General features: G+C 75.1%; 20 protein-coding genes, 1 pseudogene and 1 riboswitch. Of the genes and pseudogenes, 9 read left to right on the forward strand and 12 right to left on the reverse strand.

Translation table 11 applies throughout. From position 1 onward, the window contains the following. Window positions 1–280 precede the first annotated feature (280 nt). Window positions 281–2,173 (forward strand): AAA family ATPase, encoded by a 1,893-nt coding sequence (locus tag IEY78_RS09060; RefSeq protein ID WP_189097090.1) that lies wholly within the window; start codon window positions 281–283, stop codon window positions 2,171–2,173. Window positions 2,174–2,267: 94 nt separating this feature from the next. On the opposite strand, the gene IEY78_RS09065 is transcribed toward IEY78_RS09060, so the two are convergent. The 10 genes from IEY78_RS09065 to ribD all read right to left on the reverse strand — a co-directional run bounded on the left by IEY78_RS09065 (window position 2,268) and on the right by ribD (window position 11,077). Next, a complete protein-coding gene (locus IEY78_RS09065; protein WP_189097091.1) occupies window positions 2,268–3,398 on the reverse strand; it encodes a hemolysin family protein in 1,131 nt (376 codons plus the stop codon). Then, window positions 3,395–4,768 (reverse strand): hemolysin family protein, encoded by a 1,374-nt coding sequence (locus tag IEY78_RS09070; RefSeq protein ID WP_189097092.1) that lies wholly within the window; start codon window positions 4,766–4,768, stop codon window positions 3,395–3,397. The genes IEY78_RS09065 and IEY78_RS09070 overlap by 4 nt, the downstream gene beginning before the upstream one ends. 174 nt (window positions 4,769–4,942) lie before the next feature. Continuing rightward, window positions 4,943–5,395 (reverse strand): PH domain-containing protein, encoded by a 453-nt coding sequence (locus tag IEY78_RS09075; RefSeq protein WP_189097093.1) that lies wholly within the window; start codon window positions 5,393–5,395, stop codon window positions 4,943–4,945. 68 nt (window positions 5,396–5,463) lie between these two features. Continuing rightward, a complete protein-coding gene (hisG, locus tag IEY78_RS09080; protein WP_189097094.1) occupies window positions 5,464–6,312 on the reverse strand; it encodes an ATP phosphoribosyltransferase in 849 nt (282 codons plus the stop codon). Between the two features lie 51 nt (window positions 6,313–6,363). Then, window positions 6,364–6,636: a phosphoribosyl-ATP diphosphatase gene (locus IEY78_RS09085; RefSeq protein ID WP_189097095.1), complete on the reverse strand. Its 273-nt coding sequence runs from the start codon at window positions 6,634–6,636 to the stop codon at window positions 6,364–6,366. 72 nt (window positions 6,637–6,708) lie between these two features. Further along, window positions 6,709–7,194 carry a 6,7-dimethyl-8-ribityllumazine synthase gene (gene ribH, locus IEY78_RS09090; protein ID WP_189097096.1) on the reverse strand — a complete coding sequence of 162 codons (486 nt, stop codon included), beginning with the start codon at window positions 7,192–7,194 and terminating at the stop codon, window positions 6,709–6,711. Window positions 7,195–7,247: 53 nt separating this feature from the next. Continuing rightward, entirely contained in the window at window positions 7,248–8,639 is a 1,392-nt protein-coding gene (locus tag IEY78_RS09095; protein WP_373294098.1) for a bifunctional 3,4-dihydroxy-2-butanone-4-phosphate synthase/GTP cyclohydrolase II, read from the reverse strand. Then, complete coding sequence (locus IEY78_RS09100) at window positions 8,636–9,289, reverse strand: nicotinamide mononucleotide transporter family protein (protein WP_189097097.1); 654 nt, start codon at window positions 9,287–9,289, stop codon at window positions 8,636–8,638. Before IEY78_RS09100 ends, IEY78_RS09095 begins: the two co-directional genes overlap by 4 nt. Next, a complete protein-coding gene (locus IEY78_RS09105) occupies window positions 9,286–9,930 on the reverse strand; it encodes a riboflavin synthase (RefSeq protein ID WP_189097098.1) in 645 nt (214 codons plus the stop codon). The genes IEY78_RS09100 and IEY78_RS09105 overlap by 4 nt, the downstream gene beginning before the upstream one ends. 1 nt (window position 9,931) lies before the next feature. Continuing rightward, the gene (gene ribD / locus IEY78_RS09110; protein ID WP_189097099.1) at window positions 9,932–11,077 is read right to left on the reverse strand and encodes a bifunctional diaminohydroxyphosphoribosylaminopyrimidine deaminase/5-amino-6-(5-phosphoribosylamino)uracil reductase RibD; all 1,146 of its coding nucleotides are present in this window, start codon (window positions 11,075–11,077) and stop codon (window positions 9,932–9,934) included. Window positions 11,078–11,212: 135 nt separating this feature from the next. After that, a riboswitch (FMN riboswitch) is annotated at window positions 11,213–11,343 on the reverse strand. A 173-nt stretch (window positions 11,344–11,516) separates the two neighbouring features. On the opposite strand from ribD, the gene IEY78_RS09115 reads away from it, so the two are divergent. Together IEY78_RS09115 and IEY78_RS09120 are read left to right on the forward strand one after the other, a co-directional pair. Next, on the forward strand, window positions 11,517–12,305 hold the full coding sequence (locus tag IEY78_RS09115) for an SDR family oxidoreductase (RefSeq protein ID WP_189097100.1): 789 nt from the start codon (window positions 11,517–11,519) through the stop codon (window positions 12,303–12,305). Between the two features lie 52 nt (window positions 12,306–12,357). Then, a pseudogene (locus IEY78_RS09120) lies at window positions 12,358–13,584 on the forward strand (MFS transporter). Between the two features lie 81 nt (window positions 13,585–13,665). On the opposite strand, the gene IEY78_RS09125 reads toward IEY78_RS09120, so the two are convergent. Continuing rightward, window positions 13,666–14,154 (reverse strand): acyl-CoA thioesterase, encoded by a 489-nt coding sequence (locus IEY78_RS09125; RefSeq protein WP_189097101.1) that lies wholly within the window; start codon window positions 14,152–14,154, stop codon window positions 13,666–13,668. A 329-nt stretch (window positions 14,155–14,483) separates the two neighbouring features. Here IEY78_RS09125 and IEY78_RS09130 point away from each other — a divergent pair, with 329 nt between their 5' ends. From IEY78_RS09130 to IEY78_RS09145, 4 genes are all read left to right on the forward strand, one after another. Next, window positions 14,484–14,861, forward strand: coding sequence for an SH3 domain-containing protein (locus IEY78_RS09130; protein WP_189097102.1), 378 nt, complete (start codon window positions 14,484–14,486; stop codon window positions 14,859–14,861). Between the two features lie 126 nt (window positions 14,862–14,987). Next, on the forward strand, window positions 14,988–16,007 hold the full coding sequence (locus IEY78_RS09135) for a phage baseplate protein (protein WP_189097103.1): 1,020 nt from the start codon (window positions 14,988–14,990) through the stop codon (window positions 16,005–16,007). A 155-nt stretch (window positions 16,008–16,162) separates the two neighbouring features. Next, the gene (locus IEY78_RS09140) at window positions 16,163–17,098 is read left to right on the forward strand and encodes a helix-turn-helix domain-containing protein (RefSeq protein WP_189097104.1); all 936 of its coding nucleotides are present in this window, start codon (window positions 16,163–16,165) and stop codon (window positions 17,096–17,098) included. A 182-nt stretch (window positions 17,099–17,280) separates the two neighbouring features. Further along, window positions 17,281–18,726, forward strand: a complete 1,446-nt coding sequence (locus IEY78_RS09145) for an MFS transporter (protein WP_373294099.1) — start codon at window positions 17,281–17,283, stop codon at window positions 18,724–18,726. Between the two features lie 19 nt (window positions 18,727–18,745). Here the strand turns inward: IEY78_RS09145 and IEY78_RS09150 are convergent, their stop codons facing one another. After that, a complete protein-coding gene (locus IEY78_RS09150) occupies window positions 18,746–21,577 on the reverse strand; it encodes an AAA family ATPase (protein ID WP_189097105.1) in 2,832 nt (943 codons plus the stop codon). A 167-nt stretch (window positions 21,578–21,744) separates the two neighbouring features. Between IEY78_RS09150 and IEY78_RS09155 the strand changes: the two genes are divergently transcribed. Continuing rightward, the gene (locus IEY78_RS09155; RefSeq protein WP_189097106.1) at window positions 21,745–24,651 is read left to right on the forward strand and encodes an AAA family ATPase; all 2,907 of its coding nucleotides are present in this window, start codon (window positions 21,745–21,747) and stop codon (window positions 24,649–24,651) included. A 326-nt stretch (window positions 24,652–24,977) separates the two neighbouring features. After that, entirely contained in the window at window positions 24,978–25,619 is a 642-nt protein-coding gene (locus IEY78_RS09160; RefSeq protein ID WP_189097107.1) for a helix-turn-helix transcriptional regulator, read from the forward strand. Window positions 25,620–25,638 lie beyond the last annotated feature (19 nt).

A 25,638-nucleotide genomic window follows, 5' to 3' on the forward strand; every position in this document is an offset into this window, starting at 1 on the left:
CGCAAATCCCCCTTTGCCGCCCGTCGGGCGCCGCTCTTCCCTCACCCTGGGTCACCGCATTCTTCGCGCCGTCGCGACGTACCCAACGGTCAGTTCTCGCCCCGTGCCGCCCTCTACGGCCTGCACCGATCCCGCGGGTACCATGCGAGTCCGGGCCGCCGCAGGCCAGGGACCGAGGTGTGCGCGATGACGGTCAACTCCCGTCCCCCGCACGCCGGTTCGACAGATCGCGGCCCGCACTCGCCCGGCGGCACGGGGTTTTGTTTTGTGGGGGGACGGGATGGACGTCGGCACTCAGGGTTCGCCCGCCCCGGCCGAGCTGGCATGGCTGCGGGCGGTCGATGCCTACACGGTGGGCGCGTATCCGCAGGCGGAGGAGGAGTTCCGGGCCGCGGTGCGGATCGATCCGACGATGGCCGACGCCTGGCTCGGGCTGCACGCCCTGCGCGCCGACACCTCCATCGCCCTGCTGCGGATGCACCGGCACCGCGACCGCTTCGGCGAGATGCGCGCCCGCCACCGCCGCACCCTCAACTCCTGGTACTGGCTGGGCTGGTGGGTGCAGCCGGTGCTGGAGACCGGCCGCGATCTGCTGCTCGCGCACGCCTCCCACTGGCTCGACGGCCGGCATGTCGCGGAGCTGGACCAGGCGCTGGCCGGCTGCCCGCCCGTGGACACCGACCCGCAGGTGCGCTTTCTGCACGCCTGCCGCGCCTATCTCGTCAAGGACTGGGACCAGCTCGTGCGGCACACCGAGCCGCTGCTGGGCGACCCGGTGCTGGGCATCGAGGCGGGGCTGTTCGGCGGGATGGCCCGGGTGCGGCTGGAGATGTACGGGCAGGCCGAGCCCCTGCTGTCCGCCGCGCTGATGCGCTGCCGCAGCGAGCAGCCGCAGCGCAAGGAGCTGCGCTACTGGCTCGCCCGCGCCCACGAGGGCACCGGCCGCAGCGCCGCCGCCCTCCCCCTCTACCGTGCGGTGCACCGCGTCGACCCGGCGTTCATGGACACCGCGGCGCGGCTCGCGGCCATCGCCGCGGGCGACGGGCTGGACGAGGGCTCCGACCTCGCGACGGTCCCCGCGTCCGGGCTGGGCCAGGAGGCCGGCGGCGATCCGGATCCGATGGCCCCGCTCGACCCCGCCGACGGCCGTGAGCTGCTGGTGGGCGGTGAGGCGGACGCACCGGACGCCGGAGTGGGCGGCGCGCCGGCCGGGGGCGGGGCCGCGGCCCGGGCCAAGTCGGCGGCACCGGTGCCGCGCGGCGCCGAGCGGCTGCCCGCCGGGCCCGCGGACCCGGTGCTGCTGGAGAAGGCGCTGGCCGAGCTGGAGCGGATGGTCGGCATGGAGCCGGTCAAGCGGCAGGTGCGGGCGCTGTCGGCGCAGTTGCGGATGGCGCGGCTGCGGGCGAGCCAGGGGCTGCCGGTGCAGCCGCCGAAGCGGCACTTCGTCTTCTCCGGCCCGTCCGGCACCGGCAAGACGACCGTGGCCCGGATACTCGGGCGGGTCTTCTACGCCCTGGGGCTGCTGGGCGGCGACCACCTCGTGGAGGCCCAGCGGTCGGATCTCGTCGGCGAGTTCCTCGGGCAGACCGCGGTGAAGGCCAATGAGCTGATCGACTCGGCGCTGGGCGGGGTGCTGTTCGTCGACGAGGCCTACAGCCTGTCCAACTCCGGCTACAGCAAGGGCGACGCCTACGGCGACGAGGCGCTCCAGGTGCTGCTCAAGCGCGCCGAGGACAACCGCGACCGGCTCGTCGTCATCCTGGCGGGCTATCCGGAGGGCATGGACCGGCTGCTGGCCGCCAACCCCGGGCTGTCCTCGCGCTTCACCAGCCGGGTCGACTTCCCCAGCTACCGGCCGGCGGAGCTGACCGCCATCGGCGAGGTGCTGGCCGCCGAGAACGGCGACCACTGGGACGAGGAGGCCCGCGACGAGCTGGGCAGCATCAGCGGCCATGTCGTCGACCAGGGCTGGATCGACGAGCTGGGCAACGGCCGCTTTCTGCGCACCCTGTACGAGAAGAGCTGCGCCTACCGCGATCTGCGGCTGTCGCAGTGGCGCGGCGCCCCGAGCCGCGACGACCTCGCCACCCTGCGGCTGCCGGATCTGATGCAGGCGTACGGCGAGGTCCTCTCGGGCCGCGGCCCGGAGACGCCGCGGCGGCCGGAGTTCTGACCACGGCGGCGACACGAGCCGGAGCGGCGGCGCACGGCGGCGGGGCGGCCGTGCCGCGGTGTTCCGGCCGGTGCCCGGGCACCGGCCGGAGACATCAGCCCGCCAGCGCCCGGTCCTCCGCGGGCAGCGGTGCCTCCTCGCGGGGTTCGGTGACCCGCTCCCCCGCGCCCCGCCGGCCGGCGCGGGCGGCCGGGGCCCGGCGGTGGGCCGGGTCGCGGACCTCGCCGACCAGCATTTCCAGCACGTCCTCCAGCGCGACCAGGCCGAGCACCCGGCCGGTCGCGTCGGCGACCGCCGCCAGATGGGAGGCGGCCCGGCGCATCGCGGTCAGCGCGTCGTCCAGGGGCAGTTCGGCGCGCAGGGTGGTCATCGGGTGCCAGACCCGCTGGGGCACCGCGCGGTCCCGTTCCTCCAGGTCGAGGACGTCCTTGACGTGCAGATAGCCCATGTAGGCGCCGCCGGCCGCGCACACCGGGAAGCGGGAGTAGCCGGTCCGTACGGTCAGCTCCTCCACCTGGCGGGGGGTCACGGTCGGTTCGACGGTCACCAGCGCCGCCCGGTCGAGGAGGACGTCCGTGACGGGGCGGCTGCCGAGCTCCAGGACGTCGGAGAGCTGCTCCTGCTCCGCCGGGTCGAGCAGGCCCGCCTGGCCGGAATCCTCCACCAGGTGGGTCAGCTGCTCGCTGGTGAAGACCGCCTCGACCTCGTCCTTCGGCTCCACCCGGAAGAGCCGCAGCACCCCGCGGGCGCAGGCGCCGAGCAGTGCGGTGACCGGGCGGCACAGCCGGGCGAAGGCGACGAGCCCGGGGCTGAACCACAGGGCGGTCCGCTCGGGCGCCGCCATCGCCAGGTTCTTGGGGACCATCTCGCCGATGACCAGGTGGAGGAAGACCACCAGGGCCAACGCGATGACATAGCCGAGCGGGTGGATCAGCGCCGCCGGGAGGTGGACGGCCTCGAAGAGCGGCTCCAGGAGGCGGGCGACGGTCGGCTCGGCGACCGCACCGAGCGTCAGGGAGCAGACCGTGATGCCGAACTGGGCGGCGGCCATCATCTGCGGCAGGTTCTCCAGGCCGTGCAGCACCTGCCGGGCGCGGGTGGAGCCCTCGGTCGCCAGCGGTTCGATCTGGCTGCGGCGTACCGAGACCAGCGCGAACTCGGCGCCGACGAAGAAGCCGTTGGCGAGCACGAGCAGGAGCGCGAAGAACAGCTGGGCCAGCGTCATCGGGCCACCTCCAGGCCGGCGGTGACCGGCTCGCGGGGTGCCTCGGGGGCGGCCGGCGGGATGACGGTCGCGGTCCGCACGATCCTTATCCGCTCGGCGCGGTGGTGCGACACCAGCCGCACCCGCAGCCGCCAGCCGTCGAGCTCCGCGATGTCGCCCGGGGCCGGGATCCGGCCGAGTATGTGCGCCACCAGTCCTGCCACCGTCTCGTACGGTCCTTCCGGGGCGTCCAGGCCGATCCGCCGCAGGGTGTCCACCCGGCAGCCGCCGTCGGCGTCCCAGGCGGGGCGGCCCTCCTCCGGCGGGGCCTGACCGAGTTCGGGCAGGTCCACGCGGTCGTGCTCGTCGCGGACCTCGCCGACCAGCTCCTCGATGATGTCCTCCAGGGTGACCACGCCGGCCGTGCCGCCGTACTCGTCGACGACCACCGCGATCGGCTGCTCGCTGCGCAGCCGCTCCAGCAGCGGCTGCACCGGGAGCGTCTCGGGCACCAGCAGCGGCGGCACCGCGATCCGGCCGGCCGGTATGCGCAGCCGGTCGTGGGTGGGGACGGCCAGGGCGTCCTTGAGGTGCACCATGCCGACGACCTCGTCGAGGCGGGTGCGGTAGACGGGGAAGCGGGAGAGTCCGGTGGCGCGGGTGAGGTTCACCACGTCCTCGGCGGTCGCGGACGCCTGGAGGGCGCTCACCCGTACGCGGGGGGTCATGACGTTCTCCGCCGTCAGATCACCCAGCGACAGGGTCCGGACGAACAGATCCGCGGTGTCCTGCTCGATCGCTCCCGCGCGGGCGGAGTGGCGGGCGAGCGAGACCAGTTCGCCGGGGGTGCGGGCGGAGGCCAGCTCGTCGGTCGGCTCCACGCCCAGCGCGCGCACCAGGCGGTTGGCGACGGTGTTCAGCAGGGTGATCACCGGGCGGAAGAAGCGGGAGAAGGCCCGCTGCGGGCCGGCGACGACCCGGGCGACGGGCAGCGGCTTGGAGACCGCCCAGTTCTTGGGCACCAGCTCGCCGACGACCATCTGGACGGCGGACGCCAGCAGCATGCCGACGACGACGGCGGTACCGGGGACCGCGCCCCGGGGCAGGCCGGTGGCGAGCAGCGGTCCGGCCAGCAGCTGGGCCAGCGCGGGCTCGGCGAGCATGCCGACCACCAAGGAGGTGATCGTGATGCCCAGTTGGGTGCCGGACAGCTGGAAGGAGAGTTCCCGCAGGGCGGAGACCACGGTGCGGGCGCGGCGGTCGCCGTCGGCGGCGGCGCGCTCGGCGTCCGCCTTCTCGACGGTGACGAGTCCGAACTCGGCGGCGACGAAGAAACCGTTGGCCAGGATCAGGACGAGGGCCGCGGCGAGCAGCAGCACGGGGCCGGTCATGCCGCCTCCTCCGCGGTGTGCGGGGGTTGGGGAGGGGCGGCGCAGGTACTACAGGACGATCCGTCCATTGCCGGAGGGAGTCACTCCTCGGGTCGTATTGAGCCCACCAGGGGGCAGGGCGCGGGGTGCGCCCCGGAGAACAGAGTAAACAGCGGGACCCCGATTAGGGCAGGCTCACCCGGCCGTGTGGCCGACAGCACCGTGCTTCTCGGCGAGGTCGCGCAGCGCACGGGCGTCGCGAATGGCCTGATCCCTGGCGATGCCCGGCTGGATGCCCATGGCGGGCAGGCTGGTGCCGTCGGCGAGGTCGAGATGGACCCAGGGGTCGCCGGCCCGGAGGTTGACCCGCAGGACCTGGGCCCAGGCCAGTTCGCGCTTGGTGGTGAGGTTGACGACCGTGACGCCCTCCTGCCGCGCCACCACCTTGGGGCGGGCGAGCAGCAGGAGGACGGCCAGCACCAGCAGTGCGGTGACCACGAAGCTCAGCCGCTCGCCGCCGGTCAGCTTCGGCAGCGCCAGCGCGATCGCCGTGAGGGCGGCCAGCTGGGCGATGCCGACGGTGTACAGGACGGCCCGGGTGCGGGTCGGCCGGAAGGTCACCGGGAGGCCGGTCGGGGGCGCGGACACGTCGTGGGTCTTCCGTCGGGGTGAGGTGGGGCGGAGCGGGTCGTCGGGGGGGGATCAGTGGCCGCGGGTCACAGCCGGCAGGCGTGGATGCCGGTGGTCAGGATCGCGCGGGCGCCGAGGTCGTAGAGCTCGTCCATGATCCGCTGGGCGTCCTTGGACGGGACCATGGAGCGGACCGCGACCCAGCCCTCGTGGTGCAGCGGGGAGACGGTCGGCGACTCCAGGCCGGGGGTGAGCGCGACGGCCTTCTCGACGTGCTCGACACGGATGTCGTAATCCATCATCACGTACCGGCGGGCCACCAGGACGCCCTGCATGCGGCGCAGGAACTGGCGGACCTTCGGGTCGTCGTCCGGCGCTCCGGTACCGCGGATGACCACGGCCTCGGACTTCAGGATCGGCTCGCCGATGATCTCCAGTCCGGCGTTGCGCAGGGTGGTGCCGGTCTCCACGACATCCGCGATGATCTCGGCGACCCCGAGCTGGATGGCGGTCTCCACGGCGCCGTCGAGGTGGACGACGGAGGCGTCCACACCGTTCTCCGCGAGGTGCTGGGTGACCAGGCCGGAGAACGAGGTGGCGACGGTCATGCCGCCGAACTCGCTGACGTCCTTGGCGGTCCCGGGGCGGGTGGCGTAGCGGAACGTCGAGCCGGCGAAGCCGAGCTGGAGGATCTCCTCGGCCGGCGAGCCGGAGTCCAGCAGCAGATCACGGCCGGTGATGCCGATGTCGAGCTTGCCGGAGCCGACGTAGACGGCGATGTCGCGGGGCCGCAGGAAGAAGAACTCGACCTCGTTCTCCGCGTCGACCAGGACCAGTTCCCTGCGGTCCTTGCGCTGGCGGTAGCCGGCCTCATGGAGCATCGCCGACGCAGGCTCGGACAGTGAACCCTTGTTGGGGACAGCGATGCGCAGCATGAGAGCGAGTTCCTTTACAGCTGGGGGTGCGGGGAGAAGCGGGGGGCTTGATCAGAGGTGGGAGTAGACGTCGTCCAGGGAGATGCCCCGGGCGACCATCATGACCTGGAGGTGGTAGAGGAGCTGGGAGATCTCCTCGGCGGCGGCCTCGTCGGATTCGTACTCGGCGGCCATCCAGACCTCGGCGGCCTCCTCGACGACCTTCTTGCCGATCGTATGGACACCGGCCTGGACCAGCTCGGCGGTGCGGGAGGTGGCGGGGTCGCCCGTGGCGGCCTTCTGCTGGAGCTCGGCGAAGAGCTCCTCGAACGTCTTCTTGGACATGATGGTGACTACCCTACGCGGTTGAGATGCAGCGGCGCGCAGCGCCTCGGCCGGCGGTCGCGGGCGGGCGCCTCAGCGCCAGGGCTCGGACACCGTGCGCAGGGTCGCGGCGGTGGCGACCGCGGCGGTGACCGCTTCGTGGCCCTTGTCCTCGACGGATCCCTCGAGGCCGGCCCGGTCCAGCGCCTGCTGCTCGGTGTCGCAGGTCAGCACGCCGAAGCCGACCGGTACGCCGGTGTCCACCGCGACCTGGGTCAGGCCCTGGGTGACGCCCTGGCAGACGTAGTCGAAGTGCGGGGTGCCGCCCTTGATGACGACGCCGAGGGCGACCACCGCGTCATAGCCCCGGCCGGCCAGGACCTTGGCGACGACCGGCAGCTCGAAGGCGCCCGGCACCCGCAGCAGCGTCGGCTCGTCGATGCCCAGCTCGGTCAGGGCCCGCAGCGCGCCGTCGACCAGGCCGTCCATGATCCGCTCGTGCCATTGCGCCGCGATGACGGCCACCCGCAGGTCGCCACAGTTCTTCACGGTCAGTTCGGGTGCGCCCTTGCCGCTCACGGTTCTCCTCGTACGGGTGATGGGGTGGGTGGGGGTGGTGTGGTGCTGGGTGGTCAGTGGTTGTCGCAGGTGGTGGCGGTCACCGGGGGTGTGCCGTCGGGCGTGCCGGGGGCCGGGGCGTCGTGCGCGTCGCGGGGGCCCTGCCGGGAGGAGTCCGAGGACTCCGGCGGGGACGGGGCCGCACCGCGCTCCAGCCAGGGCAGGTCGTGGCCCATCCGGTCCCGCTTGGTGCGCAGGTACCGCAGGTTGTGCTCGCCGGCCTGGACGGGCATCGGCTCGCGGCCGGTGACCCGCAGGCCGTGCCGCACCAGGGCGGCGGTCTTCTCGGGGTTGTTGGTCATCAGCCGCAGCGAGCGCACGCCCAGGTCCTGGAGCATCTGCGCGCCGGCGGCGTAGTCGCGGGAGTCGGCGGGCAGCCCCAGTTCGAGGTTGGCGTCGAGGGTGTCGCGGCCGCGCTCCTGGAGTTCGTAGGCGCGCAGCTTGGACAACAGGCCGATGCCGCGGCCCTCGTGGCCGCGGAGGTAGATCACCACGCCGCGTCCGACCTCGCTGACCCGCTGGAGCGAGGCCTCCAGCTGGGGGCCGCAGTCGCAGCGCAGCGAGTGGAAGACATCGCCGGTCAGGCACTCGGAGTGGACCCGGACCAGCACGTCCTCGCCCTCGCCGAGATCGCCGGCGACCAGCGCGATGTGCTCGACGCCGTCGACGGTGGAACGGTAGCCGTGCGCGGTGAACTCGCCGTGCGCGGTGGGCAGCCGGGTGGTGGCCTCGCGGCGCACGGTGGGCTCGGCGGACCGCCGGTAGGCGATCAGGTCCTCGATGGAGATGATCGACAGGCCGTGCTTGCGGGCGAACGGCACGAGTTCGGGCAGCCGCAGCATCGTGCCGTCCTCGCCCGCGATCTCCACGATCGCGGCGGCCGGGCGCAGTCCGGCCAGCCGGGCGAGGTCGACGCCGGCCTCGGTGTGGCCGTCGCGGACCAGCACGCCGCCGGGCCGGGCGCGCAGCGGGAAGATGTGGCCGGGCCGGACGAAGTCGCCGGCCGCGGACTCGCCGGAGGCCAGCAGCCGCAGGGTGGTGGCGCGGTCGGCGGCGGAGATGCCGGTGGTCACGCCGTGCGCGGCGGTGGCGTCGACGGAGACGGTGAAGGCGGTCCGCATCGACTCGGTGTTGTGCTCGACCATCTGCGGGAGTTCGAGGCGGTCCAGCTCCGGGCCCTCCATGGGGGCGCAGATCAGTCCGCGGCACTCGCTCATCATGAAGGCGACGATCTCGGGGGTGGCCTTCTCCGCGGCGAGCACGAGGTCGCCCTCGTTCTCGCGGTTCTCGTCGTCCACGACGACCACGGGCCGGCCGGCGGCGATATCGGCGACGGCCTGCTCGACGGGGTCGAGGGCCAGTGCCTCGCCGTCCTCGGTGTCGTACCAGCTCTGCAGTGCGGTCATGCCGCTGCTCCTTCCAGGACGGTGCGATCGGCGGCGCGCGAGCGCAGCCACCAGTCGCGCATGCCCCACCCGACGAGGGCGAGATAGACGACGTAGACGAGGCCGGAGAAGGCGAGGCCGCTGCTGAAGGCGAGCGGGACGCCGACGACGTCGACCAGCAGCCAGGCGAACCAGAACTCGACCAGGCCGCGTGCCTGGGCGACCATCGCGGCGAGCGTGCCGACGAAGATGTAGGCGTCCGGCCAGGGGTTCCAGGACAGCTGCGGGATCAGGGTGAACAGGGTGCCGACGGCGGCGGTGCCCAGGGCGGTGCCGGCGAGCAGCACGGCGCGCTCGCGGCGGCCGGCGAAGCGCACGGCCACCGAGCCGTCCTGGGCCTGCCGGCGGCCGCGCTGCCACTGCCGCCAGCCCCACAACGCCACCCCGATGACCAGGAGTTGCTTGCCGACGCCGCCGCTGAGGTGGGCGGAGGCGTAGGCGGCGACGAGGATGAGGCCGGAGAGGAACTGGGCGGGCCAGGTCCAGATCGAGCGCCGCCAGCCGAGCGCCAGGGCGGCCAGGCCGATGGTGTTGCCGATCATGTCCGACCAGATGACGTGCTGGCCGAAGGCGGTGAAGGCCTCGCCGTTCAGCGCGTCCAGGGCGCTCACCGGTCCATCTCCTTGATCTCGTCGAGGTCGGTGCGGTCGCCGGCGGCCACGGCGCCGCGGCCCAGCAGCCGCTCGACGTACTTGGCCAGGACGTCGACCTCCAGGTTGACGGGGTCGCCGGCCTTCTTCAGGCCCAGGGTCGTCAGGGCGAGGGTGGTGGGGATGAGGCTGATGGTGAAGTAGTCGTCCGCGGCGTCGACCACGGTCAGGCTGACGCCGTCGACGGTGATGGAGCCCTTCTCGACGACATAGCGGGACAGCGCGGCGGGCAGCGCGACCTTGACGATCTCCCAGTGTTCGCCGGGGATGCGCTCGACGAGGGTGCCGGTGCCGTCGACATGGCCCTGGACGAGGTGGCCGCCGAGCCGTCCGCCGAGCGCCATGGGGCGCTCCAGGTTGACCCGCGAGCCGGCGGCCAGCGCGCCGAGGCTGGAGCGGTTGAGCGTCTCGGCCATCACATCGGCGGTGAATTCGCCGTCGGCGGTGTCCACGACGGTCAGGCAGACGCCGTTGACGGCGATCGAGTCGCCGTGCTTGGCGCCCTCGGTGACGAGGGGGCCGCGCAGTCGGAAGCGGGAGGCGTCGCCGAGGTCTTCCACGGCGACGACCTCGCCCAGCTCTTCGACAATTCCGGTGAACACGTCAGTTCTCCTCGTGGAGGGCGGGGTGGACGGGCGCGGCGGTGACGCGCAGATCGGGGCCGAGCCGTTCGGTGCCGGTCACATCGAGCCGCAACGCCTGGGTGAGAGTGGTGATTCCGGCGTCCCCGAGGACGGCCGGTCCGGCGCCGAGCAGCACCGGTGCCAGATAGCCGACGACCTTGTCGACGGCCCGGGCGGCGAGGAAGGCCCCGGCGAGGGTGGGCCCGCCCTCCAGCAGGACGGAGCGCACCTCGCGTGCGTACAGGGCCTGGAGCAGGGCGGGGAGGTGCAGTCCGCGGCCGTCGGCGGCGCGCGGCAGCCGGAGGATCGGGGCGAGGCCGTCGAGGTGGCCGGTGTCGGCGTCCTCGGCGACCGCGATGAGGGTGGGGGCGGTGCCGTCCAGGACGCGGGCGCCGGCCTTGACGGCGGTGGCGCCGGAGTCGACGACGACCCGCAGCGGCTGGCTGATCTCGTCGTCGGCGAGCCCGCTGATCCGCGCGCCGAGCTGCGGGTCGTCGACGCGGGCGGTGCCGGAGCCGACGATCACGGCGTCGGCGGCGGCGCGCAGCCGGTGCACATCGGCGCGCGACTCGGGCGAGGTGATCCAGCGGCTGGTGCCGTCGGCGGCGGCCACCCGGCCGTCGAGGGTGGCGGCGTACTTCCACAGCACGAAGGGGCGGCGGCGCAGCACGGCGGTCAGCCAGGCCTCGTTGCCGGCGGCGGCCTCGTCGGCGAGCAGTCCGCCCTCGACGTCGAGGCCGGCCGCGGCCAGGGTGGCGGCGCCGCCGGTGGCGGTCGGGTCGGGGTCGGCGACGGCGTAGACGACGCGGGCGATCCCGGCGTCGATCAGCGCCCGGGCGCAGGGGCCGGTGCGGCCGGTGTGGTTGCAGGGTTCGAGGGTGACCAGTGCGGTGCCGCCCCGGGCCCGCTCGCCCGCGGCGCGCAGGGCGTGGACCTCGGCGTGCGGCCCGCCGGCCCGGCGGTGCCAGCCCTCGCCCGCCGTACGGCCCGCGGAGTCCAGGACGACGCAGCCGACCACGGGGTTGGGGCTGGTGTGCCCGAGTCCGCGCGCGGCGAGCTCGATGGCTCGGCGCATCGCCGCGGTCTCGACGGGGGCTGCGGTGGCCACCGGGTCCTCCTGCCTCATCGGGCACGGACTCCGGGGCTGTCTGGACGACAGAAGCGGAAACGACGCCACGGCGACACCGCGCCGGATATGCACGACCGTCCGGGAAAAAATGACCGGACGCGCCGTCGACGGCGGTGTACCGAAACTCGCCCGCCGCGCACTGCCTCCCATCCGGACTTTCACCGTCGGTGCAGGAATTTCACCTGCTCAACCGGCCGCTGGCTGCGGACGGGTCGCGGACTGTTACCGCCGGTTCGGAATTACACCGACCCCGGAGTGCGCTGCTGCTCTTATGTCAGTACAGCTTCAGTCTGCCATGCCCCGTCGTCGCCCATGCGGGCGAAGCCCTGTGGGCTGCCTCACAACGCTCGGCGCGCCGCCTGTCACGGAGCGCACTCGTGTTCCGTCATAACGGGACAGCACATGTCCCCTTCTCTCCTGCGAGGACTGATCCGCGATGGCGACAATTCTGGTGACCGGCGGCACGGGCACACTCGGGCAGGTCCTGGTCGACCGGCTGCTCGGCGACGGGCACGACGTCCGGTCGCTGAGCAGGCGGCCGCACACCGGCGCGGGGCGGCCGCGGCCGCGCTCGCACGCGGTCGATCTGCGCGACGGCACGGGGCTGGCCGACGCGGTGGCGGGCGCGGACACCATCGTGCACTGCGCCTCGTCGCCGGCCGGCGGGGACACGGAGGCGGCCGGGCGGCTCGTCCGGGCCGCGCGGGCGGCGGGGGTCGGGCATCTGGTGTACATCTCGATCGTCGGGGTGGACCGCGTCCCGTTCGGCTACTACCGCACCAAGCTGGCCGTCGAGCGGCTGATCGAGGACTCCGGCCTCGGCTGGACGGTGCTGCGGACGACGCAGTTCCACCATCTCGTGCTCGGGGTGATCAAGGCGGGCGCCCGGTCGCCGGTGCTGCCGGTGCCGACGGGCGTGCGGGTGCAGCCGGTCGAGGTGCGCGAAGTGGCGGACCGGCTGGCCGGGTTGGCGGCCGGCGCACCGGCGGGCCGGGTCACGGACCTGGGCGGGCCGGAGGTGCTGGAAGCCGGGGACCTGGTGCGGACCACGCTGCGGGCGGGCGGGCGCCGCCGGCTGCTGGTGCCGCTGTGGCTGCCGGGCGCCAGTGGTGCGGCGCTGCGGCGGGGCGAGAACCTCACCCCGCAACACGCCGACGGGCGGCGGACCTACGCCGAGTTCCTCGCGGCACGCACGGGCGGGGGTGCCGTCCGGAACGGCGGGTGACGGTCCGTCCGGCGGGTGACGGTCCGTCCGGGGCGCGGATACCTTACCGTCCATGGCCGCCACCCCTCCGCCCGAGCACGGCCGCCCGCCCGGCGGACCGCGCCGCGCGCGCCGGGCCGTCGCGCTGGTGTTCCTCGTCCACGGCGCGGTCACCGGCAGCTTCGCCACCCGTATCCCCTGGATCCAGGAGCACACCGGTCTCGCTCCCGGGCGGCTCGGCCTGGCCCTCGCCTTCCCCGCGATCGGCGCCGCCCTGGCGATGCCGCTGGCCGGCCGGATCAGCCACCGCTTCGGGGCCCGTACGGCGCTGCGCGGTCTGCTCGCGCTGTGGACGCTGTCGGTGGCGCTGCCCGCCCTCGCCCCCGGCCCGTCCGCGCTGTGCCCGGCGCTGCTGGTGTACGGCGCGGCCTCGGGGATGGCGGACGTGGCGATGAACGCCCTGGGGGTGGAGACCGAGGACCTGCTCGGCCGGCCGATCATGTCGGGGCTGCACGGCATGTGGAGCGTCGGCGCGCTGCTCGGTTCGGCGGCCGGCACCGTCGCCGCGCACGCCGGGTGGGACGCCCGGCTCCATCTGACCGGTGCCGCAGTCGTCCTGACCGCCTCCGGCGCGCTCGCCTGCCGGGGAGTACTGGATCCGCGCAGCTCCCCCGGTGCGCATCCGCCGCCGCGCTTCGCGCTGCCGCCGCGCTCGGCGCTGGCCATCGGGGCCATCGGGTTCTGCGCGGTGTTCGCGGAGGGCGTCGGGCTGGACTAGTCGGCGGTCTACCTGCGCGACCGGCTGGGCACCAACGCCGGGTTGGCGGCCGCCTCGACCACCGCCTTCGCCTGCACGATGGCCGCCGCGCGGCTGGTGGGCGACAGGGTGGTGGCCCGCTTCGGTCCGGTGCGGACGGTGCGGGCCGGCGGGGTGCTGGCGTCGGCCGGCGGTCTGCTGATCGTCGCGGCCGGGCATCCGGCCCTGGCGCTGGGCGGTTTCGGGCTGCTGGGCCTGGGCATCGCGGTGGTGGTGCCGCTGGCGTTCGCGGCCGCCGGGCGCAGCGGTCCCGCGCCCGGCCAGGCCATCGCGGGCGTCGCCACCCTCACCTACACCTCCGGACTGATCGCCCCGTCCGCGATCGGCGGCATCGCCCAGGCGACCTCGCTGACGATGTCGTTCGTGCTGGTCACGGCGCTGGCCTGTGGGCTGGTGCCGGGGGCGCGGGTGCTGCGGGTGCCGCGCCGGGCGGCGTCCGGCAGCAGCCCCCGCGCGGTGGCCGGCGGGCGGGAGCGGCCCTGAGCGCCGGGCCGCCACGCCACCGCTGCGGCCGGTGGCGCGAGGCCGTCCCGGCCGGGTGACGCGGGGCCCGCCGCGGCCGGTTCAGGCCGCGTCCGCCTCCGCGTCCTCCGCCGCCTCCGCCGGCCGGAGCAGGTCGGCGGCGACCGCGCGGGCCCGGTCGGACCAGGGGGTGGGCCGCAGCGTCTGCGCGTCGACGCGGACCAGGACGCGGTGGCCCCGGGCGTGGGTCTCGGCACCGTCGGCCGAGCAGAGCCGGAAGCCGTAGGTGAGGCCGGTGCGGCCGAGGCGTTCGACCCACAGATGCGCCGCATAGCGGCCGGGCCGGGTGACCGGGCGCTCGTAGGAGACCCGCATCTCCTTGATGACGTTGCACATGTCCCCCGCGGCGGCCCAGTCGCCGTCGAAGCCGAAGCCCCGGCCGTGCCAGTACTCCGCCCAGGCGCGCTCGACCAGCAGCGGGTAGCGGGAGTTGTGGAGCATGCCGAGCGCGTCGAGGTCGTCGAAGTGGACGGTGACGGGGACCAGTTCGCCGTACGGGACGGTGGGGACCTGGAGGGGTTCGACGCTCACGGGTGGTGCTCCTGGGTGTTGGCGCGCTTGCCGGCGCTGTAGAGGTGGAGGGTTCTGTAGGGCCCGTTGGGGCCAGTGGGGCCCTTGGGCTCAGTGGGTTCCTCGGTGAGGGACCGCAGCCATCGTAAGCGGACGCTTAGCACACGCGACGCGCCGGGCCCCCGGTGCTCGGCGGCCACGGCACACCGCCCCCGCACCGCCCGGGGAACGGGCGGGCGTTCCACTTCCTCCCTGGGACGGCTGGGACACATCATCGTGTGCGCGGTCGGAAACGCTGAGTGACGCAGGGGCACGCTCCGGTGCACCGCACGTCACTCGAGGAGAATCCGATGAACCGACGCATGCTGCGCAACGCCGTCGTCACCGCGGTCGCCGCCTTCGCCATGGTCCCGGCGGTGGCGGTCGCCGACTCCTGTCCGCACCCCGCGTACCTCGGCACGGCGGCGACGAGTCATTCCCATGTGCACGGCCGCGCGGTGACCCCGAACGGGATGGCGCTGAACGTCCGTTCCGGCCCGGGCATGGGATACCGCGTGGTCGGCACGGTGCGCAACGGCAGCGTCCGGGGCCTGGTGTGCAAGACCAACGGCAGCCGGGTGCAGGGCACCACGCGCTGGTACAAGCTCCGGCACCACCGCGGCTATGTCTCCGCGCACTACGTCCGCGCCTTCCGCGCCCTGCCGTGGTGCCGGGTGACCAACGGCTGACACCGCCGTCCGCAGTGACCCCGGGATGAGGTGACCCGGGAACGACCCGTGGCTGCCCGCCCGTTCGGCATCGCGAGCGGGCGGGCAGCCGGTCCGAACCTCTTGGAGCGCTTGATGGTCACACACATGCAGGGACCGCGACCGGGACGCCGGGCGGTGCTCGCGCTCGGCGCGGGCGCGGTGGCCGCCGCCCTCGCACCGGCGCAGTGGGCGGGGGCGGCGCAGTGGGCGGGGGCCGCGCGGGCGCCGGACCGGAGGCTGCCCGCGCTGTCGGCGCCGGGCCGGCAGTTCTTCGCCGGGCGGCTGCGGCACAGCACGGTGATCCAGTCCTTCGCGATCGACGAACGGCACGGCCACCTCTACGCGCTGCAGGTGGTGGCGGGCGGCGTCCGGCTGCCGGGCGAGACGGCGGCGCTCTCGCACGCGGAGCGCGCGCGGCGCGGCGATCTGTGCCTGAACCGGCTCACCCTGGGCGGCGCCGACGCCGGTCACATGTATCTGAAGGGGTTCGGCCACGGCGGCTCGATCGGGCTGGAGGAGTCCGCGGGCGCCGTCACGGTGTGGACGGAGTGGGACGCCCACCCGTCGTCCGGCTACGGGCGCGGGGTGTGCCGCTTCCGCTTCGCCTCCGGCCAGGTGCTGGAGCGCGGCAGCCACGCGCTCGGCACGTACCGCCCCGTCCCCGGCTCCACCAGCAATTTCCCGGCCCTGGACGTGGCCCACCGCCAACTGCTGCTGCGCTACAAGCGGGAGGGCATACCCCGCTTCGCCCTGTACGGCCTGGACGAGTTCCGCAACGGCTGGTTCGCCCCGCTGGCCGACTTCGCGCAGCCCGGCGCCGGACTGGGACTGCCCTTCCAGGGCATGGCCCTGTACGGCGACTACGCCTACCAGATCCTCGGCAGCGGGTACGGCGCGGGCAATCCGGCGTCCGCGGGCGGCAACACCCGGCTGTACCGCATGGATCTGCGGTCCGGGCTGGTGGTGTGGCAGCAGCTGGACCGCACGGCGCCGGGTCTCACACCGCGGGAGCCGGAGGGACTGGCGGTGCTGGCGGGCAGCGGCGCGCCGCGGCTGTGCCTGGGGTTCACCGAGGGTCCGGCCGGCAAGCGCACCTTCCGCTTGTATGACAAAGCGTTGAGCTGACATGTGGTGTTCGGTGTGTAGGGGGTGTCACCCGCCGCAACGCGTGGGTACACATTCCGCCATCCGGGAGGAAACAGACACCGCCCCGGGCCGCCGGACCGGGCCGCCGAAGCGACCACCCCCGAGCGGAGGCGGGGTGGTGAGGGGAGGCGTCCATGGTGTCCCGCTGGCGGCCACTGCCCGACACGCTCGATACCGACGCGCAGCTCCTGGCGCAGGAGCTGCGCGCGCTCAAGGAGCAGACCGGGCTGAGCCTGGACGGCCTGTCCAGGAAGACCCCGTACAGCAAGTCCGCCTGGCACCGCTATCTCAACGGGGAGAAGCTGCCGCCGCGCGGCGCGGTCGTGGCGCTGGGTCAGGTGGCCGGCGTGGATCAGGGGCCCCTGCTGCTGCTCCATGACGCCGCGTTCCACGCCCGTACCGCGCCGCTGGCCGGGCCGCCCGGGCCGGGTCCGGCTCCCGGGCCGGCTCCTGCCCCTGTGCCGACTTCGGCCTATCTGCCGACCGCGGCCCCCGACCCGGAGGAACGGCCCGGGCGCCTGCGGGGGCTGCCGCGCGGCGCCCGGAGGCTGCGGAACGTCGGCGCGCTGGTGGCACTGGCGGCGCTGGTGGCGACCATGGGCGCGGCGGCCTCGATGGTGCAGATTCCCGCGCACGGCCCGCGCTCGGTGTGGGGCCCGTCCGACGCGTGCCACGGGCACCGGTGCCAGGGGCGGTATCCGAGGAGGTACGGCTGCAGTCACGACGCGCGTGCGGAGAGCACCATCGTGGACACCACGTACACCGTGCGGCTCCGGTTCAGCCCGCTGTGCGGCACCGTCTGGTCGGAGGTGGAGCCGCGCTCCGGCAGTGCGCAGAAGGTCTCGATCTGGGTCGGCCGGGACGCCCGGCTCACCTCCCACCCCGAGGGCCGCGAGGGGCTGGCGGTCAGTCCCATGCTCGCCACGACGGATCTGCGCGACGCGGTGGCGTGCGCGAAGGTGACGGACCGGGTGGCGTGCACCGGTGCCGTCGAGCTGAAGAGTCCCGCCCGCCCGGGCGGCGGTGAGGACTTCCCCGCGCCCAACTTCCTGGAACAGGTGATGCGGTGAGCCCACGGGCCCGGGCACGCCTGCGCCGCACACCGCGCTGAGCGGGCGGACCGCGCCACGCCACCGCTGCCGCCCCCGGGCCGCGTTACCGCGCTGCGCGGCCGGTCCGCCGTACTGTCCTTACCGGCCCCTTCGGTGCACGTCCTGCGCTGTTCGGCGGGGTGCGCTGCGAACGGGACGGAGTGGGCGACGTGGAGTGCGCGCAGACGGCCGGCGGTGGTGCGTCCGAGCCCCCGCCGGACGCGGGCCCGGAGCCCGGGCGGCGCTCGCTGGCGCCGCTGCTGGCGGTGTGCGCCGGGTATTTCATGGTGATCCTGGACGTGACGATCATCAATGTCGCGGTGCCGGTGATCGGCCGGGACCTCGCCGCCTCGCTCACCGGCATCCAGTGGATCACCGACGGGTACACCCTGGTCTTCGCCGGGTTCCTGCTGACCGGCGGGGCGCTCGGCGACCGGCTGGGCAACCGGCGGGTGTTCTGCGCGGGCGTGGCCGTGTTCACGGTGTCCTCGGCCGCGTGCGCGCTGGCGCCGAGCGCCCCGTTCCTGGTGGTGGCGCGGCTGGTGGAGGGGCTCGGCGCGGCGCTGATCGTGCCCGGTTCCCTGGCGCTGCTCCAGCAGTCCTACCCGGCGCCCGCCGCGCGTTCGCGGGCCTTCGGGCTGTGGGGGTCGATGGCGGGCATCGCGGCCTCCGCCGGGCCGCTGCTGGGCGGGCTGCTGGTGTCGACCGCGGGGTGGCGGTGGGTGTTCCTCATCAACCTGCCCGTCGGCGCGGCCTGCCTGGTGCTGACGCTGCGGCGGGTGGCGCCCTCGCCGCGGCGGTCCGGCCGGGCGCTGGACTGGCCGGCGCAGTGCCTGGTGGTGGCGGCGGTGGCGCTGCTGACGGCCGCGCTCAACGAGGCCGGGCGCCGGGGGTGGTCGGCGCCGGCCGTGGTCGGCGGGCTGGGCCTGTGCGTCGTGGCGGTAGCGGGGCTGGCGGTGCGTGAGCGGCTGGCCCGCTCCCCCGCCCTCCCGTCGGAGCTGCTGCGCAGCCGTGCGCTGAGCGGCGGCGCCGTGATCGGTCTGCTGTTCAACTTCGGCTTCTACGGCATGGTGTTCACCGCCAGCCTCGACTTCCAGCACCAGCGCGGGTTCAGCGCCCTCGCCACGGGGGCGGCGCTGTTCCCGGCGGTGGCGATGACCATGTTCGCCTCCGTGCTGTCCGGGCGGCTGAGCCGCCGCACCGGCGACCGTCCGCTGGTGGTCTGCGGCATGCTGCTGGCCGCCCTGGGGCTGGCGGGCTGGGCCGCCGCGGGGGCCGACCCGGCCTACCCGCTGCTGGTCGCCCCGATGATGGCCGCGGGGTTCGGCACCTCGTTCGCCCTGACCGGTGCGACCTCCACCGTGATGGGCGCGGCCCCCGCGGCGTACGCGGGGACCGCCTCCGCCGTGTTCAACACCACCCGCCAGGTCGGCAGCGCGACCGGCGTCGCCCTGGGCGGCACCCTGCTGGCCACCGCCACCGACTACCAGGCGGGCACCCGCCTCAGCATGGCCGTCGGCGCGCTCGGCTACCTGCTCGCCGCGGGCCTCGCGTGGCGGTGCGTACCGGCGCGGCCGGGGAGGGCGCGGCGCGGCGGCGGTTCCTGAGCGGTGCGGACCCGCGCGGTCAGCCGCCGGCCGGGCCGGACCAGGTGCCCGGCCCGGCCGGACCGCCCGGCGCGGCGTCCCCTCCGGGGCCGGGTGCGGCCAGGCTGCCGTCCAGCCAGGCCGCCGCCAGCTCCACCCGCGAGCGCTTGCCGGTGCGCTGGAACAGCCGGGCCAGCCGCTGCTCGACCGTCTTCTCGCTGCACGCCAGACGGGCCGCGATCTGCCGGTTGGTCCCGCCCTCGGCGACCATGCCGATCAGCCGCACCTCCGCCTCGCTCAGGCCCTCGCGGGCCGAACGGCCCCTGGGAAGCGGCACGTTGCGGCGCTGGGCAGAGCGGCCGAGCAGGACCCGCCCGGGGCGCCCGAGGGAGAGCAGATGGGTGTCGCGCGCGGCCTCGGCCAGCCACGGCTGGGGCTCCTCGGCGACCTCGGCGAGGATCTGGCAGCAGTACAGCCTCATGTGCCGGTCGCCCCGCCGCTCGGCCGACCGGTAGGCCTCGTGCGCGCCCTCGGCGTCACGGAGCAGCACCCCGCGGGCGACGAGCAGCGCCTCGCGGGTCATGGCCGTGTCGGCCTCCGCGTGCACGGCCGCCAGCTGCTCCAGGGCCTGCCGCGCCTGCTCGGGCCGGGTCTCCTCGGCGAACTCCAGGATGCGCACCAGCACCCTCTCGACCCCCGTGAGCAGGCCGCTGTCGCGCGCCCGCCGCACGTCGCGCCAGGCCTCCTCCAGTGCCGCGTCCTGCTGCCCCGACCAGTACCGCACGCCCAGCCGGGCGCGGGCCACCAGCGGATGGACGACCGTGGCGGGGATGAGGTCGAGCCACTCGCGGGCGCGGCCGAGGTCGCCGCGGAAGCAGTGGATCTCGGCCGCCAGCGCCCGGGCCAGCTGGCCGGTGTCCGGCCCGCCGCGAGCGCGGCCGCGCCGCTCGATGCCGCGGGCCGCCGCCAGGGCGTCGTCCCAGCGTCCGGCCAGGTAGTCGCGGACCATGGCGTGGTAGCCGCCGGCGGCGCTGTGGCCGGCGGGTACGCAGCGTTCGCCCAGTACGGCGTCGAGGGCGCCCACCAGGTCGCCGTAGGCCGCGGCGTCCCGCAGCCGCCCGAGGGCCGGCTCGCCGCCCTCCGCCGTCCGTAAGTCGTGGACGGCCCGGGCCAGTTCCTCGTGGCTGCCGACGGCCGCGGCCAGGGTCCGTAGCTCGGCCCGGGTGGGCAGCGGGCCGCCGCCGCGCCGTCCGCCGTCCGGGCCCGGTTCCGCCGAGGCCGGGAGCGGGGTGGCCGGCCAGGGGGTGAGCGGGCCGATGCCGTACCGGCCGCCGAGCGCGGCCAGCATCGCCGCGCGCGGCATCCGCGCGTAAACGGCCCGGGGCACGGCGCCGTCGCAGGGCACGCGGTGCTCGTAGAGCGAGGACAGCCCCCAGGCGTGGGTGGCGAACTCCAGTCCGCCGCCGTCGGAGGGGCCGGGGTCCTCCAGTCCGGCGAGGATCGGCTCGCCCAGCGCGAGGACGCCGGCGTGGTCGCCGGACCCCAGCCCCAGTTCGGCGGCCTCGCGCAGCACGCCCAGCGTCGCGGGGTAGTTGGGCGGCAGGCGGCGCAGCGCGGACAGGTAGGCCCGCGCGGCCCGCGGGTGGTAGGACCGGGCGTCCTTGGCGGCGGCCGCCAGCAGCAGCGGCACCGCGACCCCGTCGTGCAGTGCCGATCCCGCGGCGGCGACATGGTCGGCCAGCGGCGGATGGCAGGCGCCGGTGGTGGCCGGGCCCAGCCGCTCGGTCACCGTCCGCACCACGGCGGCGTGCGTCGAGCGGACGTCGCGGCCGGGCGCCAGCGTGCGCAGCGCCGCCGCCACCGCGGGGACGGCGAAGGCCAGCAGGCCGTCCCTGTCGAGGGTCAGCACCCGCTCCCGCACCAGTCGGTCGACCGTCCGGCCGAGGTCCGCGGCGAGCGCCCCGCAGGCCGGATCCAGGCCGTACAGGTCCGTCGGGCGCAGCTCGGCGCGGTGCAGCAGGCCGGCCAGGACGACGGCGGTGTCCGTGCCGCCGGCCGTGACCCGGCGCAGCGGTTCCGCGTCCGCGGTGAGCCGCAGGTCGTCCTCCGCCCCGGCCAGGCCGGTACAGCCGTCGAGGTCGACCAGGCCGCCGTCGGCGTGCAGCGCGGCGAGCACCGACAGCACGGCCGCGGGGTTGCCGGCCAGCGGGCCGAGGGAGCGCCGCACCGCCGCGAGGAGCGCGGGTTCGGCGGGGCGGCCCAGGCGCTGTCCGACGAGTTCACCGACGTCGTCGGGCCGCAGCGGCGGCAGGTCGAGCACCTGGTCGGCCGCCGCCGCCAGGTCGGGCGCGCCGGCCGGGCCCCCGGACGCGGGACGCCCGGCCAGCACCACGGGCACGCCGGCGGGCCGGAACGCCCGCAGCATCAGCTGGAGCGCGGACACGGTCGGCGCGGGCAGCCGCTCGGCGCCGTCGAGGACCAGCGCGAACGGCACCTGGCACGCCGCGTCCGCGAGGGTCTCGCCCAGGGTGGCCAGCAGGGTCAACTCGCCGCCGTCGCCGCGCGACTGCGCCCGGCGCACGGCGGTGAGGTGGGCCGGGAGCCGGTCGTGGTGGACCGTGGCGAGCACCTCGCAGACGGCGTCGGCCAGGGCGGCGGCCCCGGTCGGCCCGGTGCCGCTCTCCCCATCCAGCCGCAGCACCCTGGCTCCCTCCTGGGCCACCGTGTGCCGCGCCTCGTCCAGCACGGCGGTCTTGCCGGCGCCGGCCTCGCCGGTCACGAGCAGGGTCCGCGCCGCGGCGGCCGGACGCAGGGCGTCGGCGACCACACCGACCTGGTGGTCCCTGCCGACGAGGGGTGCACGGCGTTCCACTGGTCTCCTCACTCGACTTCGGCCCGCGTCGACCGCGGGCGGTCCCGCCGATCGTGACGTCGTCGCGGGAGACGGCCATAATGCAGGCTCCGACGGGGCCGGCGCACCGGCCCTGTCGTGGACACCGGGCGGAGCGGCCGCCGGTGACACGTCGTCGAGGAGGTTCCGTGGACAGTGGCCGGCCGGCGGAAGCCGAGGCGGTGCGCGGTACCACGGGGGCGTGGGCGGACGGCGCGGGTACGCATGTGGTGGGCCGTGAGCGGGAGTTACGGGAGGTCGAGCACTGCCTGGACGACCCGGACGGGCCCGGCCTGCTGTTCGTGCACGGGGAACGGGGCGTGGGGCGCAGCACGTTCGCGCACGCGGTCGCGGCCCGGCTGCGGGCGCGGGCCCGTCCGGTCGTCGCCCTGGCCTGCGTGCGCGGTGACCAGGACCGTCCGCTGCTGCTGGCGCTGCGGGTGGTCGGCGCGCTGCGGGAGCACCGGTCGGACGCCGGGAAGCAGGGGGCGGCGGGCCGGGCGGAGCCGGACGCCGAGGTGCTGCCCGCAGTGGAGCGCGGGGACCGGGCCGCGGTCGCCGACGCGCTGCTGTCGGCGCTGACGCAGGCGGCACCGGTGGCCGTGGTGGTGGACGACACGCAGTACGCCGACGCGGCCTCGCTCGGCGTCCTGGGGGCCGTCGCCGCCCGGCGCCTGGCGGGGGTGCTGCTGGTGCTCACGTCGGTGTGGCACGGCGGCGGCGACGCGGCCCGCCGGGGCCCCGCCGTCCGGTGGCCGGCGGAGGCGGGCGCGGCGCGGGCGATCCCCCTGCCGCGGCTGACCCGGCCGCAGCTCGCCGATCTGGTCGCGCGGCGGTCGCAGGCGGTGCCCGAACCGGCCCTGGTCGAGCGGCTCCTCGCACTGAGCCGCGGGGTCCCGGCCGCCGCCGACGCGCTGCTGACCGGATGGGCGCGGCGGGACGCGGTGCGGATCGCCGACGGGCACGCCTTCCTCGCCGCGAGCGCGCCGGTGCCGGTGCTGCCCGACGACGACCGGTTCCTGCGGGCACTGCACGAACTCGGCGAGCCGTGCCGGACGACGGCGGCGGCACTGAGCGTGCTGTGGCCGCTCGGCCGGACGGCGGTGGCGCTGGCGGCCGGGTCCACCGGCCTGTCCGAACGGGAGGTCGGCTACGGCGTGCGCCGTCTGATCGCCGCCGGGCTCCTCGACGAACTGCCCGGCGAGGACGGCGGCGGCCCCCGGGGCTGGGTGTTCCGCTCACCGCTGATGGAGCACGCCGTCCGGGAACGGCTCGGGCCCCTGGAGCGCGGCCGGCTGTCCGCCGCCGCGGTGCAGGCGCTCTGGGCGGCGCGGGACGGCGCGGACACCGCGACGTGCCCCGAGCCGCCGGCCGTACTCCTGGCGGAGGCGGACGCCGTGACGTATCTGCCCGACCGGATCGCCGACGCGGGCGTGCTGCTCGGCCGGGAGCGCGCGGCGGCGGAACTCATCGCCGCCGGCGAGGCGTTGCACCCCGACCCCGGGGACCGCGGCATGCTGCGGTGGTTCCGGGCGGCGCTGCATCTGATCGAGGAGCCGGCGGCCCGCGAACTGGCGCTGCTGCGGTGTGTGAAGGCGGCCTGGATCGTGGGCGACCACCCGGCCGCGGGCCGGGCGGCGGAGACCATCCTGCGCGACCCCTCGGACGTCGTCAGCGCCCCGGACCTCCAGGAACTCGCCATCCTCCAGGTCGTCGCGGCCACCTCCGTGAAGGACTGGCCGCAGCTGTCCCGGCTGGGCACGGCCGAGTGGTGGGGCCGGCTGCCGCTGCCCCCGGAGGCCGCGATGCCGGCGCGGGCGCTGGCGCTGTGCATGAGCGACCGGTGGGCGGAGGGGCTGGACCTGTTCTCGCGGACGGAGTCGGTGTGGCGCCCGCACCCGCACCTGCGGCTGATCCCCGAACTGGCGCAGGCCACCGGACACCTGGTGCACGGCCGGACCGAGCCGCTGGCCCGCGCCCTTCGGACGCCGCCGGATCCCGGCATTCCCCCGGAGTCGCTGTACTCGATCACGGCCGGGTACACCCTCCAGCTGCTCGGCAACGCCGACCTGTGCGGCGCCATGGGCCTGCTGACGGACCGCGGGATGCCGCCCGAGGCGCTACCCCCCACCACCCATTTCCTGCTGCTCCTGCTCCGGGGCCGGTGGGACGACGCGCTGGCGCTGGCGCGCGGGATGGTCGCGAAGGACCAGACGTTCGTCGCGGCGCCCCAGCACCATCTGCTCACGGCGGGGACCGCCACGATCCTGCTGGCCCGGGGCAAGCCGGCCGGTGCCGCCCGGCTGATCGCCGGTGAGCGCGGGACCCACGAGGGTCATGTGGAGACCTTCCTGGACGTCGCCGAGGCCGCGGTGCTGCGGACCATGGGGCAACCGGACACGGCCGACCGGGTGTTGCGGCGCGGGCTGCGGGAGGCCGACGCGCGCGGCTATGTCTACGGAACCGACGAGCTGGCCGCCGCCCTCGCCACGCTCCGGGCGGCGGAGGGCCGGGCCGAGGAGGCGGCGGCCTGCCTGTGGCGCCTGGAGGAGCTCGCCGGGCGCACCGGCAGCGGACGTACCCGGCTGCTGTACCTGACCGCGTCGGCGCGGGCGCGGGCGCCGGGCTCGGACGCCGCACGCGAGTTGCTGCACGAGGCGGTGGACCTGGCCCGTTCGCGGGGCCAGCCGTTCGAGACGGCGCGCACGCTGGCGGCGGCGGCCGCGGGCGCGGGCTCCTCGGAGCTGCTGCACGAGGCGTACGAACTGTACGGGGAGACGGGCTCGTTGCTGAGCCGCTTCCACACCCGGGCGGCGCTGCGCGAGGCCGGGCTGGCCGTGCCCGGCCGCAAGCAGGCCACCGCCGAGAACGAGCAGCTGCTGGCCACCTTGATCACCGAGGGGCTCACCAACCGTCAGATCGCCACCGTGCTGCGGCTGAGCGAGGACGCCGTCGCCAACCGCCTCTCCCGGCTGTTCGCCCGCAGCGGCCTGCGGTCGCGTACCGAGGTCGTCTCGGCCATGCTCACCGGCAACCCCCTGACCGCCAAGGGCTGAGCCGCCGGATCCGCGTCCGTCCCGCCCCGCCGCGACCGTCGGCGGGGCGGGGCATCGGCCGTGCGCGGATCCGGCGACCGTCGCCCCTGAGGGGGAAAACACCAGGCAGAGGTGGGTACCTGACGACTTCATGATCCGGGGCGGGGCGGTCGGCGGCAAGCCCCGCCGGCCATCTTTGCCCGTTTGTCCGCGCTCCGGAGCCCTGCGTCCGTTACTCGTGCCAGGTTTCCCTGTCCTTAAGGGATCCGGGCGCGCCCCGAGCCGGGGGCCAAAAACTACGTGGCACGATCATCTACCTCATGGGCGATTTCCGACGGGGAGGCGCAATGCCCCAGCAGATATCCACCGGCACCGTGTGTGTGGCGGTCCATTCACCCGACGCCGTCGTCCACGCGGGACTCGTCAGCTCACTGAAGCACGACCACCGCGTGCAGGAGGTGCCACCGGAGAGAATCCACGAGGCCGACGCCGTGGTCGCGGCCTTCGACACCGTCGACGCCACCGCCTTGGAGCAGCTGCGCACCCTGTCCGACCGGCCCGACACGCGCTTCCTGCTCATCGCCGGGCGGCACTGGCGGGCGGACGTCTCGGCGGCCATCGACCGGGGGGTGCGGGCCGTGCTGTGGCGCGACGCGTTCACTCCGGCCGCCTTCGTCCGCACCCTGCTCACCGTCGCGGACGGCGGCGGCAGCTTCCCGCCCACCCTCCAGGGCACGCTGATGGAACAGGTCCGGTGGACCCACCGGGAGGTCCTCGCCCCGCGCGGCCTCACCGCCTCGGGCGTCAGCCCCCGCGAACTCGACGTCCTGCGCCTGGTCTCGGAGGGCCGGGAACTCTCCGAGATCGCCACCAAGCTGTGCTATTCGGAGCGCACGGTGAAGTACATCCTCTACGGCCTGATGAAGCGCTTACAGCTGCGCAACCGCGCCCACGCCGTCTCCTACGCCATCCGCGCCGGACTCATCTGACCCGCCCGCACGCCCGGGA

The sequence above is a fragment of the Streptomyces kronopolitis genome (genome assembly GCF_014646275.1).
Lineage (GTDB): Bacteria > Actinomycetota > Actinomycetes > Streptomycetales > Streptomycetaceae > Streptomyces > Streptomyces kronopolitis.

Coding starts and splice junctions, on each gene's coding strand:
- IEY78_RS09060 (WP_189097090.1), top strand. CDS start 281: ATGGACGTCGGCACTCAGGGTTCGCCCGCCCCGGCCGAGCTGGCATGG.
- ribD (WP_189097099.1), bottom strand. CDS start 11,077: ATGAGGCAGGAGGACCCGGTGGCCACCGCAGCCCCCGTCGAGACCGCG.
- IEY78_RS09140 (WP_189097104.1), top strand. CDS start 16,163: ATGGTGTCCCGCTGGCGGCCACTGCCCGACACGCTCGATACCGACGCG.
- IEY78_RS09130 (WP_189097102.1), top strand. CDS start 14,484: ATGAACCGACGCATGCTGCGCAACGCCGTCGTCACCGCGGTCGCCGCC.
- IEY78_RS09085 (WP_189097095.1), bottom strand. CDS start 6,636: ATGTCCAAGAAGACGTTCGAGGAGCTCTTCGCCGAGCTCCAGCAGAAG.
- IEY78_RS09095 (WP_373294098.1), bottom strand. CDS start 8,639: ATGACCGCACTGCAGAGCTGGTACGACACCGAGGACGGCGAGGCACTG.
- IEY78_RS09115 (WP_189097100.1), top strand. CDS start 11,517: ATGGCGACAATTCTGGTGACCGGCGGCACGGGCACACTCGGGCAGGTC.
- IEY78_RS09135 (WP_189097103.1), top strand. CDS start 14,988: ATGCAGGGACCGCGACCGGGACGCCGGGCGGTGCTCGCGCTCGGCGCG.
- hisG (WP_189097094.1), bottom strand. CDS start 6,312: ATGCTGCGCATCGCTGTCCCCAACAAGGGTTCACTGTCCGAGCCTGCG.
- IEY78_RS09070 (WP_189097092.1), bottom strand. CDS start 4,768: ATGACCGGCCCCGTGCTGCTGCTCGCCGCGGCCCTCGTCCTGATCCTG.
- IEY78_RS09065 (WP_189097091.1), bottom strand. CDS start 3,398: ATGACGCTGGCCCAGCTGTTCTTCGCGCTCCTGCTCGTGCTCGCCAAC.
- IEY78_RS09160 (WP_189097107.1), top strand. CDS start 24,978: ATGCCCCAGCAGATATCCACCGGCACCGTGTGTGTGGCGGTCCATTCA.